Source organism: Robertkochia sediminum (assembly GCF_016786255.1).
In the GTDB taxonomy this organism is placed as follows: domain Bacteria; phylum Bacteroidota; class Bacteroidia; order Flavobacteriales; family Flavobacteriaceae; genus Robertkochia; species Robertkochia sediminum.
Genome location: NZ_JADMKT010000078.1, coordinates 17,041 through 32,477, shown reverse-complemented (window position 1 = coordinate 32,477; position 15,437 = coordinate 17,041). Strand labels below are relative to the sequence as shown.

Sequence of the window (15,437 nt, the reverse complement as noted above, 5' to 3'; positions counted from 1 at the left end):
CCACCTACCCGTCTACCTACCTACCTACCTACCTACCTACCTACCTACCTACCTACCTACCTACCTACCTACCTACCTACCTACTCCCTACTCCCTACTTCCCCACTTCCCCACTTCCCCACTTCCCTATTCCCCCACTTCCCTATTCCCCCACTTCCCTATTCCCCCACTTCCCCTATCTTTGAAAGAAAAACATGAAAAAGATCACAGCAATATATCCTTCCGAAAACCGCCCCATGGGCGACCTGATCACGCGATCTCCCCTGCCAACACGCACATTGCAGCAGATCGACCCGTTCATATTCCTCAATCATCACGGTCCGCAAACCTATCCGCCTAATAACAACGGACTCCCATTTGGGCCACATCCGCACCGGGGAATAGAGACCGTAACCTTTATCGTTTCCGGAGATATCGCTCATCAAGATTCTGAAGGATCTAAAAGTGTGATCGGGGCCGGAGGCATTCAGTGGATGACGGCCGGTAGCGGACTCATACATGCTGAGTTGTCGTCGGATACCTTTCTGAAAGAGGGTGGAGATCTGGAGATCCTTCAGCTGTGGATCAATCTGCCGGCGAAGCACAAAATGACCCAACCTTTTTACCAGGGGGTTCAAGCAAACCAAATGGTTAAGATAGATGTCGCTTCGGGGGTTGAAATGGACCTGATAGCAGGCACCCACGGAGCATACAAAGGGAGTGTGGACACCCTAACAGATGTATTTCTAAGCACCCTGAACATGGAAGCAGGAAGTACATTAACCCTGGATATTTCCGAAGACCGAAACATTTTTTTCTACGTGATCAATGGCCATGTTGATGTTAACCATTACGAGGTACACGAGTATCATCTCGTAGAATTCGACCGGAAAGAGACCTCCCTTCACATCAAAGCGCACCAGCAAAGCATGATCATCTTAGGCCATGCCAAACCTCTTAATGAGCCCATGGTAGCCCACGGACCCTTTGTGATGAATACCGAAGAAGAGATCGCCCAGGCTTACCAGGACTTCCGTGAAGGGAAAATGGGGAAATGGGGAAATGGTGAGTAGTGAGTAGTGAGTAGTGAGTAGTGAGTAGTGAGTAGTGAGTAGTGAGTAGTGAGTAGTGAGTAGTGAGTAGTGAGTAGTGAGTAGTGAGTAGTGAGTAGTGAGTAGTGAAATTAAACTTTCCACCCTTTCTCTTTACCTTCTTACCCTTGGTAGCTTTAGCAAAGAAGGGCTTTACCCCTTTACCCCTTCACCTCTTTACCTGTTACCTGTTACCTGTTACCTGTTACCTGTTACCTGTTACCTGTTACCTGTTACCTGTTACCTGTTACCTGTTACCTTTTAAATAAAAAAAGCCGGTCCTTAAAAGAACCGGCTTTTTCTTGCGTGTATATAAAGAGTGGATTACTTCAGTGTGAACTGAGCAGATCCGAGTTCTCTTAGTTTTTCGTCGAATACCACTACGTTGTAGCTCCCTTCTGGGAAGTCTGCATCTGCAGGCTTGCTGATGAAGTCACAAACATCAAGATCGGTATTCTCATAGTAGAAGCTTGAAGCTTTGCTGTAAGTGATGCTTGCAGCTTCTTCACCTTCTTCTTCACCCTGAGTAGCGGCAACAGCACGCTCTCCGAGGATCTGTCCGCTTGGATCAGACACCTGGATGTAGAATTGCTTAGCTCCCGGCTTAGCGATACGGTTAGCAAGTACCGTATAGCAGATCTTGATCTTGTCTGCACGACGGTTGTTGGTTACGGTTACAAGTTTTCCGCTGTTACGCTCTTTAACGGCCTCTACAGTGAACTTACTTAGTCCAAGTGCAGACCCGGTCTCAACAACCTTTGCAAGTTGTGTATTCTGAACTAAAAGCGAGTCGGTGAACATAGACTGCTCTTCAAGAGCAACTTTAGTGCTGTCTACCTCCATAGCAAGAAGGGCGTTAGACGATCTCAAAGAGTCGTTCTGAGCCAACAGGTACTCACGCTCTTTGGTAAGCTGACGAACCTGACGACGGTATCTTGAAAGGGAACTGATATCGGCCTTCATAGATTTCACAGAATCGATATAAGCAGAGATCTTATTTCTGGCCTCAACCAATTGCTCGTTGGTCATCTCACTTTCAGAGATCACCCTGTCGTAATCAGACTTCAGGTTGTTAAGATCTTCAATAACCAGGCTCTTTTCCTCCGTAAGCTTAGCTGTAGTCTCCTTCTTGTCGTTGTAAAGACTTACTGTGTAAAAAACAGTGGCAAGCAACGCGGCAGCAAGTAATCCTGCGATCACTTTTAATCCGTTATTGTTCTTTGTGTCGGTCATAATGTTGTTTTTAATTAATATGGGGCGTTAATAGTTTAACTTTGATCACTTAAATATCGTAATATATACGTGCAAAATTTTATTTTAGATTATTTTCGTACAGATTTCAGAATAATTTTTACGCAATGACTTCAGAACTAAAGGTTTACACCCTAAAAAAAATTCATTTGCTAACGAGTATTCGTCCCGGAGAACAGAAATTCGGGGAGAAGGTCTCCTATCTTAACCCTGAAGACGATCTGGAGGAGCAATTATTAGCCTCCGAAGCCAAATATGTGCTGTTGGGACTATCTGAAGATATTGGCGTACAAGGCAATCACGGAATTCCGGGGACGCGTTACGCTTGGGAAGTGGCCATAAAAGCCATACTCAATGTACAACACAACAGTATGATCAAGGCTTCAAAGGTCTTGGTGCTGGGGCATCTTGATTTTACGAAGGCCTATGCACAGCTCGAGGGACACTCCGGGGATGCCTTCGTTGCTCAATGCAGAAAACTCACTGAAGCCATCGATAAAGACGTAACCGACATCATTCGAAAGATCGTAGCCTCGGGTAAAAAACCCATCGTAATTGGTGGCGGACATAATAATGCTTACGGAATACTCAAAGGGACCTCCCTTGCTACCGGAAGCAAGATCAATGCCCTCAACATCGACGCCCATACCGATCTGCGTAAACGGGAGTCAAGACATAGCGGAAACGGATTCTCATGGGCGCTTTCTGAAGGCTTCCTGAATAAGTACTTCATTTTCGGATTGCATGAGAACTATACCTCCAAAAAGCTCTTTGCCAAAATGAGCAAGGAACCCAGGATCGCCTTCAATACCTTCGAAGAATTGTTCGTGAGGAAAGATAAGGGAGTCGATTTTGAGGTCAATGAATCTATTTCCTTCGTTAAAGGTGGTAAGTTCGGGATCGAGGTCGATATGGATGCCATTGCCTATATGCCGAGTAGTGCCAGAACACCTTCCGGACTATCCTTGGAAATGGTGAGACATATGGTATTCCAAGCCTCCAGGTCTAAAAACGCTGCCTACCTCCATATTTGTGAGGCTGCCCCAGATATTCAAAACCCTAAAGAAATGGCGCTTACCGGGAAGGCTATGGCCTATCTCATAAGTGACTTTATAAGAAAATAATGAGCTGCACCAAGATCAAATCCTTGATCATCAATTGTCAAAAAAGAAATTAATCGTAGATTTGACCTCGCAATAATGGGGTAGCTCCGGTTTTGTAGAATGAAGACAAAATGAAGTTCTTTCTTACGCCCCAAGAAGAATTTTTTGTAATTATTCGATAAAACGCTATATAAATCATACGTAAAAACATATATGTCAACCACTTAAGAGCGGTTGTCATGTTGATTTTTAGTACTTTTATACCCGAAGCCCCTTTTAAGCTTAACCTAAATACTTATACTATGAACACGTTTGTAGACAACGTACATCTTGCAAGACTTACCTCAGTGATCACCACCGGTTTTGTGATCTGTTTGGCACTACTCGTTGTAGCACTTTACCGCAATTTGAAATTAAAAGAGGAGAACAACCGCCTTCGTTCAAGACGATAAACGGCTGTTGTATCTGCACAAAAACCCTACCCTATAACTTCCCAAAGTGGTAGTAGCTAAGATTTTGCTAACTTTAAAACAAAAAGTTATGCGTTCTTTAGGTTACGCCATTCTGGGATTTTTCTTTTTAGCTACTTATCCTGACCTCCATGCTCAGGATACTATTAACAAGGTTCAGATCGATCCGGTACTTCACGGATCCCTGGTTTTGCAATTCAACGGTAAGACCATTTATCTAGACCCCTATGGGGGAGCCGAACTCTACCAAAATTTTCCTAAGCCCGATATGGTGCTGATCACAGATATCCACGGGGATCACCTCCACCAGGAAACACTGGATGGCATTGCTACTGAGCAAGGGCTATTGATAGCGCCTCAAGCCGTTTATGATAAGCTGGAGGGAAATCAGTTTCGGGAGATCATGATCATGAATAACGGAGAGGATACGGTCATCGACGATATTGGGATCGAAGCCATCCCTATGTATAACCTGCCGGAAACCGAAGACTCCCGCCACCCTAAAGGGCGTGGGAATGGCTATATTCTTACCCTTGGCGATCAACGCATCTACATTAGCGGTGATACCGAAGATACACCTGAAATGCGGGCACTACGAAATATCGATATTGCCTTTGTTTGCATGAACATGCCTTATACCATGACCGTGGAACAGGCAGCAGATGCAGTGAACGAATTCAAACCCGCAGTAGTGTATCCGTACCACTACCGCGGAAGACCAGACATGAGCGATACCGAAAAGTTTAAATCACTCGTAGAAGCCAACAACGAAGTCACCGAGGTAAGATTAAGAAACTGGTATCCGGAATAGGTTGACGGGTACGCAGGTACGGAGGTACGGAGGTACGCAGGTACGGAGGTACGAAGTTTTGGAAAATTGCTGAATTGCAAAATCGCTGAATTACTAAAGACACATCAAAGCTAACTCAAATCTCCTGCTGACCCGTGATTCGCCTTTCACACCTCTTAATTGCATGACCTCCTCTGCATCTTCATTATTGGAGGTTATGCAGTTATGCAGTTGTGCAGTTGTGCAGTTATGCAGTTATGCAGTTATGCAGTTATGCAGTTATGCAGTTATGCAATTATAAGAACATCCTTAACTCAAACTCAAAACACGAAATAACTTGCCGCATTACCCCTCTAATTATTAATTGGATCCGATTTCAATAATATGAGCAGTGCTAATGGCTGATACAACAGCATCTTTACTCTTTTACCTTTCTTCGCTAAAGCTACGAAGGGCTTTCTCCTTGTTACCTCTGTTACTCTTGTCACCCTTGTAAATCCCTTTAACAAAAAAAGCGGACATCCCATTGGACATCCGCTTTTCTTTTGTTTTATAACTTGCTTCAGGAATCCTCTTAATCCCTGATGAGCTTTTTGTATTTGATACGTTTCGGAGTTACATCTTCTCCAAGGCGTTTTTTCTTATTCTCTTCGTAATCAGAGAAGCTTCCTTCAAAGAAGTACACCTGTGAATCGCCTTCGAAAGCGAGGATATGCGTACAGATCCTGTCGAGGAACCAACGGTCGTGAGAGATCACCACGGCACATCCCGCAAAGTTCTCCAGACCTTCTTCCAAAGCCCTCAGCGTATTCACATCGAGGTCGTTGGTAGGCTCATCGAGCAGGAGTACGTTGCCTTCTTCCTTCAGTGTCATCGCCAGGTGAAGTCGGTTACGCTCCCCACCGGAAAGGGCAGATACCTTTTTGTTCTGCTCACTACCCGAGAAATTGAAGCGGCTTAGGTAGGCTCGTGAATTCACCTGTCTTCCTCCCATCATGATAAGTTCCTGCTCATCTGAGAAGTTTTCCCAGATGCTTTTCTCAGGATCAATATCCTTATGCGACTGATCTACATAGGCGATCTTAACGGTTTCTCCAACCTTGAACTCCCCCTTATCGGGTTGTTCTTCACCCATGATCATACGAAAGATCGTAGTCTTACCTGCACCGTTTGGTCCGATAACCCCAACAATACCTGCCTGTGGCAGCGTAAAGTTCAGGTCCTCATAAAGGAGCTTGTCGCCAAATGCCTTGGCCACTCCTTTGGCCTCGATCACGTTGGTACCGAGACGCGGACCATTAGGAATGTAGATCTCCAGCTTTTCATCCAACTGCTTCTGATCTTCATTAAGGAGTTTGTCGTAGTTGTTCAAACGCGCCTTTTGCTTAGCCTGACGTCCTTTTGGTGCCATTCGCACCCATTCCAGCTCTCGCTCCAGGGTCTTTTGTCGCTTAGAGGCCTGCTTTTGCTCCTGAGCCAGGCGCTTGGCTTTCTGATCCAGCCATGAAGAGTAGTTCCCCTTCCATGGAATACCTTCTCCCCTGTCTAATTCGAGGATCCATCCTGCCACATTATCCAGAAAATAACGGTCGTGGGTTACAGCGATCACCGTTCCTTTGTATTGTTGTAAGTGCTGCTCTAACCATAATACCGACTCGGCATCCAGGTGGTTGGTAGGCTCGTCCAACAGCAGTACGTCGGGTTGCTTTAACAGCAAACGGCAAAGGGCCACCCTTCTGCGCTCCCCTCCAGACAACACCTTGATCGGCGTATCGGGTTCCGGGGTTCTCAGGGCATCCATCGCCACCTCCAGTTTATTGTCGAGCTCCCATGCATTAGAAGCGTCGATCTTATCCTGGAGTTCCGCCTGCCTGTCCATAAGCTTCTGCATCTTGTCGGCATCTTCATACACCTCAGGAAGTCCGAACATATCGTTGATCTTATTGTACTCATCCAGGATAGCAACGGTCTCGGCCACCCCTTCTTTTACGATCTCCAATACGGTCTTTTCCTCATCGAGCTGTGGCTCCTGTTCAAGGTATCCTACAGAATACCCGGGCGCAAAGACCACATCACCCTGGAAGTTCTTATCGATCCCGGCAATGATCTTTAATAAGGTCGATTTCCCGGAACCATTAAGTCCGAGGATCCCGATCTTGGCCCCGTAAAAGAAACTGAGGTAGATATCTTTTAATACCTGTTTATTCGTGCTCGAGTACGTCTTGGAGACACCCGACATGGAAAAAATTACTTTCTTATCGTCTGACATATGGCAATGGTAATTTTAAATTTTAAAGTGCTATACACGGCCTTTAAGGGCATTGAATACCCAGGCAATAGCAAAAAATCCGAGGCCTACAGCTGCAAATCCGTATCCTGCAACTTCCTGGTAGCGAAAGGCACCAAGCGCTATTAGTCCCAACCCTACAATGATCATGATCCAGGTGGCCCAGGCCAAAACTGTGTTTTTGTTCATACTCATACTTCTTCGTTTCGTTATATTGGTTAGTGAGGTGGGCAAATATCGTTAAAATTAAGGAAAATTATACGGAATTAATTCTCTATTGATTTTGTATTTTAGCACTGCTTTTCGCGGTATCCTATTCCATATAGGACCGGGACCTCGCTAAAAGCGCACTTCCCTCCTTTCTTTAGGGAATTTCCAATAACAAATACAGCATAATGGACATCAACTTCAATAAGAACGAGGACCATAATAAACTCCTGCTCTCCGAGCTAAAGAGACGACTTGCTAAAGTGCGTAAAGGCGGTGGCGAAAAACGCATTGCCAAGCTTCACGACCAGGGAAAACTTACCGCCCGCGAACGTATCGAGTTCCTTCTGGACAAAAAGACCGAACATATTGAGATCGGTGCCTTTGCCGGGGAGGATATGTACGCCGAGCACGGCGGATGTCCATCTGGAGGAGTGGTCGTGGTTATTGGTTATGTAAGCGGAAAACAGTGTGTGGTCGTGGCTAACGACGCTACGGTTAAGGCAGGAGCCTGGTTTCCTATTACAGGAAAAAAGAACCTCAGAGCCCAGGAGATCGCCATAGAAAATAAACTGCCTATTATTTACCTGGTAGACAGCGCAGGAGTATACCTCCCCATGCAGGATGAGATCTTTCCGGATAAAGAACATTTCGGACGTATATTCAGAAACAATGCGATCATGAGCAGTATGGGGATCACCCAGATCGCTGCTGTAATGGGAAGCTGTGTGGCCGGAGGGGCCTACCTGCCCATTATGAGCGATGAAGCGCTTATCGTAGACAAGACCGGGAGTATATTCCTGGCCGGAAGCTACCTCGTGAAAGCGGCCATCGGAGAAACCATTGACAATGAAACCCTGGGTGGCGCCACGACCCACAGCGAGATCAGCGGTGTAACCGACTATAAGGCGGCCGATGATAAGGATGCCCTTCAAAAGATCCGTAATATCATGGATAAGATCGGAGATTTTGACAAGGCAGGATTTAACCGTAAAACACCTGCAAAACCCAAATCCGACCCTAAAGAGCTTTATGGCATACTACCTAAGTCAAGAGGCGATCAATACGATATGATGGAGATCATTAACCGATTGGTAGACAACTCCGAATTTGAAGCATATAAGGAAGGGTACGGACAAACCATTATTACAGGATATGCCCGCATTAACGGTTGGGCTGTTGGTATCGTGGCCAACCAGCGTAAGGTGGTAAGAACCAAAAAAGGAGAAATGCAGTTTGGTGGGGTGATCTATTCTGACTCTGCAGATAAGGCGACGCGCTTTATTGCTAACTGCAACCAGAAGAAAATTCCGCTGGTCTTTCTTCAGGATGTTACCGGGTTCATGGTAGGAAGTAAATCGGAACACGGTGGCATTATTAAGGACGGTGCGAAAATGGTAAATGCCGTGAGTAATTCGGTCGTACCAAAGTTTACCGTAGTCGTAGGAAACTCCTATGGTGCCGGAAACTACGCCATGTGCGGTAAGGCATACGATCCGCGTCTCATTTTTGCATGGCCCAGTGCCGAGCTCGCCGTAATGGGAGGTGCCCAGGCAGCCAAGGTATTGCTGCAGATCGAAACGGCTTCACTGAAGAAGAAAGGCGAAGAGATCACAAAAGAGAAAGAGAAAGAACTTTTCGATAGGATCAAATCACGATACGACGAACAGGTATCGCCGTATTATGCGGCGGCACGTCTGTGGACAGACGCTATTATCGACCCGCTGGAAACCCGAAAATGGATCAGCATGGGGATCGAAGCTGCCAACCACGCCCCTATTGAAAAGGATTTTAATTTGGGGGTGATACAGACGTAACAGGTGATAGGTGATAGCTAACAAGTAATAAGGTTACGGGTTACGGGTTACGAGCTACGGGTTACGGGTTACGGGTTACGGGTTACGGGGCACGGGTTACGGGTTATTGGTTAAGGATTGTAGTGCGCAGTTATAAGTTCTCAGTTTTCAGTAAGGAATTGTTCAAATAGTATTTCATGAGGTATGCTGTATTACTGAGTCTGTTCAGAAAAGTGTGTCATAAGTATTAATTAAAACAATATCTTATGTACACCATGTCAAAGAAGAAAACCAACCCCAAAAGCGAGCTTGAAGAGCTGTTTGAAAACGCTCTTGATCAGCTTAAAAAGACCTGGAAGGTGCTGACGGTGCCTTTACGCCTTTACTGAAGAAGTTACTGGAAGCCTCTATGGAAGGTGAGATGGATGCTCACTTGAAGGAGAGTCGTCCCAACCGTCGTAATGGTAAGGGTCAGAAGAAGGTCAAGACTAGTTTTGGCGATGTCCCTATTGATACCCCAAGAGATCGCGAAGGCAGCTATGATCCGGAGATCTTACCCAAACGTCAGCGAAGTCTTGGACCGGCTTTAGAGAACAAGATCCTGAGCTTGTATTCCATGGGAATGAGCTACCGAGATATCACCTCTCATATTAAGGAGATGTACGATATGGAGCTTTCTGCAGCCCAGCTTACAGCCATTACCGATCGTGTCTGGCCTGAGATCGAAGAGTGGCGAAGCAGGCCACTGGATCGTGTTTATCCCTTTGTTTGGCTGGATGCACTGTTCTATAAAGTAAAACAGGATGGTCAGATCAAAAGTATGGCTGCTTATCTGGTTTTAGGAATGAATGTCGAGGGTGAGAAGGATCTGTTGGGTATCTACCTCTCTGAGACGGAAAGTGCTTCGTTCTGGCTGAGTGTTTTAAGCGACCTGCAAGCCCGAGGAGTAGAAGATATCCTGGTGGCAAGTATCGATAATCTCAAAGGCTTTAAAGAAGCGATAGAGACGGTCTTTCCTAAAACTGACGTACAACTTTGTATTGTTCATCAGATACGTAATGCAATGCGTTACGTGCCTTATCAAGACTCCAGAGAAGTGGTTCGTGATATGAAAACGATCTACAAAGCCAATACCTTAGAGCAAGGAGAATCAGCTTTAGAAGCCTTTGAATCCAAGTGGTCAAAGAAACACCCTGCCATGGTGCGTTCCTGGAAAAACAACTGGGAAGGCCTTTCTACTTTCTTTAATTATCATCCGGAGATCAGAAAGATCATGTATACGACCAACTCCATAGAAGGCTTCAACCGACAGATCAGGAAGGCAACTAAAACCAAGGGATCACTTCCTTCAGAAAGAGCCCTATATAAATTATTATATTTGGTAAGTGTTCGAACCGCTAAGAAATGGTCCAGACCCAGAAGTTGGACAAAGGTTATAAGTATCCTTGCTATGACTCACGGAGAAAGATTAGCGTTAGAGTAAAAATAAAAATGACACACTTAACTGAACACTACCGTATTACTCAAAGCTATTATATACCTCTGCTTCCTTATTTACCCGTCTACCGGTTTACCCTTGTACCCTTGTACCTGTTTACCTGTCTACCTCTCGATACAATTGCTTCGCAATCACTCGAGGTGACATATTCTATGCCCCATCTACCTACACACCAGCCTACCCGTTTACCTGTATTCTAAGGTTTATCCTTGTACCCGTCTACCCGTTTACCCGTTTACCCGTCTACCCGTCTACCCGTCTACCCGTCTACCCGTCTACCCGTTTACCCGTCTACCCGTTTACCCGTCTACCCGTTTACCCGTCTACCCGTCTACCCGCTAACCACATAAAAACCAACGCAAACCACAATTACCTTCTCAATCACAACATAAGTTTTATAACGCTGAAAATCAGTCATATATTAGCAGTGTTGTTAATTTGTTACTGATACAGCGCCCCATAATTGTATTCAGTAAAACCCTACCCAGATCAACCCTACTTAACAGTTGATTTATGCATGTTCAAAAAAAAGGTTTCGGCCCCAACCGAAACTTTTTTTTTGTTATAGGATCTTGAAATGGGCATAAATTCCACAATTTAATCCCTCGCAATTCACCATTCAAAACTAACCATTCTCTATTTTCCATTCATAATTTATAATTCACAATCTATAATCTCCACTACTCTCCCAGATGGCTCTTCACCCTCGGAATAAGCAACAGATCTGTTTGTCTGCCTTTCACATATCGAAATCCATTTTCTCCCCAGAATCCGGCTTCTTCCAGCATGATCCGTATATCTCTTTTCCATTCAGGAAGGGTAACGGTGGTATTCAATTCTATAGCATATACCGTGTTGGGATAAAGCAGATAGTCGCCATCGCCGGGAACACCGCCCTGGCTGTCCCACATCCCTATGGTTGGCCCTGCCGAATGCCCGTAACTTCCAAGAGGGTGCGTGTAGATCGCAGGCCTTAGCCCTTCTGCCCTTCCGGCTTCAAGAGATGCCTTAAGGATCTCATTACCACTTTTACCGGTCTCAAAATGCTCCGTTAAGATATCCTGCACACGATTCCCATCTTTGAGGGCGTTCCTGAGGAATTCCGGAGCTCCTGTTTCTCCCGGTTTCAACACATAGGCCAATTCCTGGCAATCGGTATTCAATCGCAAATAGGTGATCCCGAAATCACAATGCAAAAGGTCTCCGGGACGGATCACCTCATTCTCCGGGCGTCCGGAAAAGGAATACAAATGACCCACCAATTCCTCACTGCTACGCTGTACATCGACCGTTGGATGAAACCACGTTTCCAGTCCCAGTGCGGTTACCTTATCTCTCATCCACCACTCTACTTCTCCTGTGGTAGTGATACCGGGAGTGATCACTTTTTCAGAGAACGCTTCAGCAATGATCCCGTGTGTGATCTCAACGAGCTGTTCATAGATCACCATCTCGCGAGGCGTACGGGTTTCGATCCAGCTTACCGCCAAAGGCTCGGCCGAAACAAGCCGCGACGCCAACCGTTTGGGCAGATAGCTCTTAAACTCTTCAAGATCGGTATGTACCAATCCGTCGGCGATATTAAAATGTTCAGAGTAGTTCAAGGCGATCTTTTTCGGATCACGCTCTTCTATAAGTTCCACCAACCTTTTCCATTGATCCGGTTGCGCTTCCTTATCCCATGCGCCTTTAATATGCTCACCAAAATCATAACGGGCTACCGCCAGCTTCTCTATAGTATTCTTGACCTTATTGCGGTAAAAAAGTAAAATGGTTCGTCTTCGGGCATTGAGCCAGGTAGCAGGAAGCATGGTGCGTATAACCGGATCTTCATTGTATTCCCGGGAGATCACAAGCCACATATCGATATCGGCGCGGTCCATAAGTTGGGGTAACAGGTTATTCAGGCGATCACCAAGGATCTCATCGACCACCCTGGCCCTCTCCCGTTCTGGGAGAATTTGCTGGGATCGCATAACAAAACTGGTGAACAGCAATAAAGTAATAAGGACACGTATCATTCTTTCGATTTTTTCAGAAAAATACTTCAATAATGACAAAATCAAAAGTGAATGAGGAGAAAAGGAAGTTTCTGTGACGCGGTTATACAGTTATGCGGTGATGCGGTTATACAGTTATGCGGTAATGCGGTGTGGTTTCCAAAATAATGCCCACAGATTAATGCAACCCCATCCGTCTGCGCTAAAGCGCAGCCACCTTCCCCTGGAAGTGGAAGGAGACGTGATACTATTTAGCTATAGAGGAAGCTATTTGTAAAGGCTTTCTTGAATACCGACATTACCCCCTCCTTGATAAGGAGGGGTGGCCTCGACTGCAGTCGTGGTCGGGGTGGTTGTCCTAATTCTTTATTCTTGGTTCTTGGCTCTGTGAGACGGTGAAACGGTGAAAAGGCAGGCTTAAGGCTGTAAGCAGTAAGCTGTAGGCAGTAAGCTGTAGGCAGTAGGCTGTAGGCAGTAGGCTGTAAGCAGTAAGCAGTAAGCTGTAGGCAGTAAGCTGTAAGCAGTAGGCTGTAGGCAGTGAGCTGTAAGCAGTAAGCTGTAGGCAGTAGGCTGTAGGCAGTAGGCAGTAAGCTTTTAGCAGTAAGCTGTAAGCAATAGGCTGTAAGCAGTAGGCTGTAAGCTATAAGCGTAAAGCCTACAGCATATAGCGTAAAGCGTATACCGTATAGCCTGAAGAGTGAAAACGTACAATAAATCTAAAGTGATCTCTTTAGCTAAAAAAAGGGGACGTTGATCAATCAACTCCCCCTTTAATTTTTAACTTCTTTACCTCTTTACCTCTTTACCTCTTTACCTCTTCACCTCTTTACCTTCTTTCATCTTCTCCAGGGTTTTATGCCTGATGATCTTACCATTCTCGGTTTCTTCAAAATGATCAACGAAGAACAGCTGTTTTGGCATCTCGTACTTGCCTAATCCTTTCACCGATCTCAGTGCTTCCCAGTAGGCTTCTTCTTCCGGATGTTTATCCTCAATAAGCATCACCAGCTTATCTCCCAATACTTCGTCCGGCATTCCGCAGAGGAAGAATCGTTTATTCAGTACACTTGCGAACTTTTCTTCAATAAGTTCAGGAATAAGCTTGATCCCCCCGGAGTTCACCAGGTTGTCCATACGTCCAAGCCATTCGAACCTGTTTCCTTCTTTTAGATCGACCAGATCGTTGGTCACTATGGTTTCTTCCGTGATCTCCGGTGCGTCGATCACAAGGCATCCACGGTCGTCTGTACTCACCTTGATCCCGGGCAATACCCTAAAGAACGACTGTTGGATCTCGTTGACATCGCGGAAATAATTAAGCGGTCTGGCTGCGATATGCGTTACTGTCTCGGTCATTCCATAGGTTTCAAATACCCTGGTATCGCGATCCTGGATCTCAGCAATAAGTCCTCTGCTCACAGGAGCTCCACCTACGATCAGGTTCTTAACATGATCTAATTCGCCAAGAGATGCCCGAAGCTGCATGGGGGTCATCGCACAAAAATCGTATACCTTTTCTGCCTTGCGCAGCGGATTCGCTTCAGGGTCTACCGTATCTATTTCCAGACCGAGCATCATTGCGCGCACCAGCATCATCTTACCTGCGATATAGTCGGCAGGAAGGCAATGCAGGGCTTTATCTCCCGGAGCGATCCTGAAGAAATCACCAGATGCCAAAGCAGAATTCACCATGAATTGCTTTTTCACTTTCAAGCGCTTGGGTTTGGCGGTAGATCCCGAAGTCTTCACCTCTACGTAATCGTGATGATCCAGCCAATCCATTAAAAAATTCCCGATAACCTTCTCATAGGGTTTCCCCTCCTTTACAAAACTGTAGGCCACCTCCATCAATTCTTCTCTGCTGAAATAATGTCCATTCAGCTTAAATCGCAAATGCAGTTTGTCATATGTTGGTCTCATACGTGAAAATATTATATAGGTTTAGGAAAGTACGGTTCTGAACCAAGCAATCAGCTCACAACCTCCTTCCACTGTTCTTCTTTTAAAACCTTGCCGGAAATTCGTTCTTTCCAGTTGGTCCACTTGTAGCGCTTCCCGAAGATCCATAAAAGGATCGGGAACACTACAAATATCGGAATAAGCACATCAAAGCCCATAGAAGGTTCAGAAACATCTCTTAACACAGAAGGGGTTTGAAAAGCGGTCCAGTTAGCAGTAACCAAAAGAGCGGTAAACAAATTGTTTGCGGCATGAAAGCCTAAGGCCAATTCCAAACCTTTATCCATAAGGGTAAGAATACCCAAAAAGAATCCTGTACCAATATAGTACAACATTATGCCATATCCCAGTTTTCCGACCTCAGGATTTCCAATATGTAACAACCCAAATAAAAGGGATGTTAACACCAGGGGCAGCCAGCGATTACCGCTGTAGACCCCGATGCCCTGCATGAGATATCCCCTGAAAAAATACTCCTCAAAGCTGGTTTGCAGCGGAATAAGAAGTATCGCGACCACTGCGAGCTTGGTAAACCGCGCCAGGTCAAAATTCCACTCGTAATTTTCCGGGGACATCTTGTAGTCCAGAAAAACGAAAAATGTGGTTATCCCACCCCATAGAAAAAAGGCGAAAAAGATCCTGCTCCAATCAATTTTAGGCCTGGAAGTGGTTAAGGAGGTAATGGATTGGTAATGGATAAACCTTACCCATAAAAAAAGCAATCCCAGCGCAACGGCAAAAGGCAGTAACATAATGATCAGGAAATTGATCTCTCCATTCTCTTCGATCATCTGGGCGATCATTTGCTCGGTATCAGTATCTCCCATCAGGAGCATGAGCGCAAAATTCAAGGCGATATAGCCAAAGAACAATCCCGGTATGATAAGGTATTTCCAAAGTTCCTGCTTGCCTTTATATGCTTGTTCGATGTACATGGTTTAGTTATTAGTTAGTAGTTAGTGGTGAATGGTGAATGGTGAATGGTGAATGGTGAATGGTGAATGGT

At 45.5% G+C, this 15,437-nt stretch carries 13 protein-coding genes; 7 read left to right on the top strand and 6 right to left on the bottom strand.

The features are described 5' to 3' along the window. Positions 1–194: 194 nt before the first annotated feature. A complete protein-coding gene (locus tag IS446_RS11440; protein WP_203060825.1) occupies positions 195–1,052 on the top strand; it encodes a pirin family protein in 858 nt (285 codons plus the stop codon). Positions 1,053–1,394: 342 nt separating this feature from the next. Here IS446_RS11440 and IS446_RS11435 read toward each other — a convergent pair whose 3' ends face one another. Then, a complete protein-coding gene (locus tag IS446_RS11435; protein WP_203060823.1) occupies positions 1,395–2,303 on the bottom strand; it encodes a hypothetical protein in 909 nt (302 codons plus the stop codon). A gap of 167 nt (positions 2,304–2,470) precedes the next feature. On the opposite strand from IS446_RS11435, the gene IS446_RS11430 reads away from it, so the two are divergent. From IS446_RS11430 to IS446_RS11420, 3 genes are all read left to right on the top strand, one after another. Further along, entirely contained in the window at positions 2,471–3,445 is a 975-nt protein-coding gene (locus tag IS446_RS11430) for a formimidoylglutamase (protein WP_235996486.1), read from the top strand. A 281-nt stretch (positions 3,446–3,726) separates the two neighbouring features. Continuing rightward, positions 3,727–3,876, top strand: coding sequence for a hypothetical protein (locus IS446_RS11425; protein ID WP_203060819.1), 150 nt, complete (start codon positions 3,727–3,729; stop codon positions 3,874–3,876). Positions 3,877–3,964: 88 nt separating this feature from the next. Then, positions 3,965–4,705: an MBL fold metallo-hydrolase gene (locus IS446_RS11420; protein ID WP_203060817.1), complete on the top strand. Its 741-nt coding sequence runs from the start codon at positions 3,965–3,967 to the stop codon at positions 4,703–4,705. 553 nt (positions 4,706–5,258) lie between these two features. Here IS446_RS11420 and ettA read toward each other — a convergent pair. Then, positions 5,259–6,953 carry an energy-dependent translational throttle protein EttA gene (gene ettA, locus IS446_RS11415; RefSeq protein WP_203060815.1) on the bottom strand — a complete coding sequence of 565 codons (1,695 nt, stop codon included), beginning with the start codon at positions 6,951–6,953 and terminating at the stop codon, positions 5,259–5,261. A gap of 30 nt (positions 6,954–6,983) precedes the next feature. Beyond that, the gene (locus IS446_RS11410) at positions 6,984–7,160 is read right to left on the bottom strand and encodes a CAL67264 family membrane protein (protein WP_203060813.1); all 177 of its coding nucleotides are present in this window, start codon (positions 7,158–7,160) and stop codon (positions 6,984–6,986) included. Positions 7,161–7,366: 206 nt separating this feature from the next. On the opposite strand from IS446_RS11410, the gene IS446_RS11405 reads away from it, so the two are divergent. The 3 genes from IS446_RS11405 to IS446_RS11400 all read left to right on the top strand — a co-directional run bounded on the left by IS446_RS11405 (position 7,367) and on the right by IS446_RS11400 (position 10,457). After that, the gene (locus IS446_RS11405; protein WP_203060811.1) at positions 7,367–8,995 is read left to right on the top strand and encodes an acyl-CoA carboxylase subunit beta; all 1,629 of its coding nucleotides are present in this window, start codon (positions 7,367–7,369) and stop codon (positions 8,993–8,995) included. A gap of 245 nt (positions 8,996–9,240) precedes the next feature. Then, positions 9,241–9,363, top strand: coding sequence for a hypothetical protein (locus tag IS446_RS15525; RefSeq protein ID WP_262896247.1), 123 nt, complete (start codon positions 9,241–9,243; stop codon positions 9,361–9,363). 20 nt (positions 9,364–9,383) lie between these two features. Then, positions 9,384–10,457: an IS256 family transposase gene (locus IS446_RS11400; RefSeq protein WP_235996485.1), complete on the top strand. Its 1,074-nt coding sequence runs from the start codon at positions 9,384–9,386 to the stop codon at positions 10,455–10,457. A gap of 695 nt (positions 10,458–11,152) precedes the next feature. Here IS446_RS11400 and IS446_RS11395 read toward each other — a convergent pair. The 3 genes from IS446_RS11395 to IS446_RS11385 all read right to left on the bottom strand — a co-directional run bounded on the left by IS446_RS11395 (position 11,153) and on the right by IS446_RS11385 (position 15,366). After that, a complete protein-coding gene (locus IS446_RS11395; RefSeq protein ID WP_203060809.1) occupies positions 11,153–12,493 on the bottom strand; it encodes a M24 family metallopeptidase in 1,341 nt (446 codons plus the stop codon). A 789-nt stretch (positions 12,494–13,282) separates the two neighbouring features. After that, positions 13,283–14,392 (bottom strand): AMP-binding protein, encoded by a 1,110-nt coding sequence (locus IS446_RS11390; protein ID WP_203060808.1) that lies wholly within the window; start codon positions 14,390–14,392, stop codon positions 13,283–13,285. 50 nt (positions 14,393–14,442) lie between these two features. Then, positions 14,443–15,366, bottom strand: coding sequence for a CPBP family intramembrane glutamic endopeptidase (locus IS446_RS11385; RefSeq protein WP_203060806.1), 924 nt, complete (start codon positions 15,364–15,366; stop codon positions 14,443–14,445). Positions 15,367–15,437 lie beyond the last annotated feature (71 nt).

Excerpts from the sequence above, each read along its gene's own strand:
- IS446_RS11390 (WP_203060808.1), bottom strand. The coding sequence starts at position 14,392 with ATGAGACCAACATATGACAAACTGCATTTGCGATTTAAGCTGAATGGA.
- IS446_RS11420 (WP_203060817.1), top strand. The coding sequence starts at position 3,965 with ATGCGTTCTTTAGGTTACGCCATTCTGGGATTTTTCTTTTTAGCTACT.
- IS446_RS11395 (WP_203060809.1), bottom strand. The coding sequence starts at position 12,493 with ATGATACGTGTCCTTATTACTTTATTGCTGTTCACCAGTTTTGTTATG.
- IS446_RS11400 (WP_235996485.1), top strand. The coding sequence starts at position 9,384 with ATGGAAGGTGAGATGGATGCTCACTTGAAGGAGAGTCGTCCCAACCGT.
- ettA (WP_203060815.1), bottom strand. The coding sequence starts at position 6,953 with ATGTCAGACGATAAGAAAGTAATTTTTTCCATGTCGGGTGTCTCCAAG.
- IS446_RS11435 (WP_203060823.1), bottom strand. The coding sequence starts at position 2,303 with ATGACCGACACAAAGAACAATAACGGATTAAAAGTGATCGCAGGATTA.
- IS446_RS11410 (WP_203060813.1), bottom strand. The coding sequence starts at position 7,160 with ATGAACAAAAACACAGTTTTGGCCTGGGCCACCTGGATCATGATCATT.
- IS446_RS11440 (WP_203060825.1), top strand. The coding sequence starts at position 195 with ATGAAAAAGATCACAGCAATATATCCTTCCGAAAACCGCCCCATGGGC.
- IS446_RS11385 (WP_203060806.1), bottom strand. The coding sequence starts at position 15,366 with ATGTACATCGAACAAGCATATAAAGGCAAGCAGGAACTTTGGAAATAC.
- IS446_RS11425 (WP_203060819.1), top strand. The coding sequence starts at position 3,727 with ATGAACACGTTTGTAGACAACGTACATCTTGCAAGACTTACCTCAGTG.
- IS446_RS11405 (WP_203060811.1), top strand. The coding sequence starts at position 7,367 with ATGGACATCAACTTCAATAAGAACGAGGACCATAATAAACTCCTGCTC.
- IS446_RS15525 (WP_262896247.1), top strand. The coding sequence starts at position 9,241 with ATGTACACCATGTCAAAGAAGAAAACCAACCCCAAAAGCGAGCTTGAA.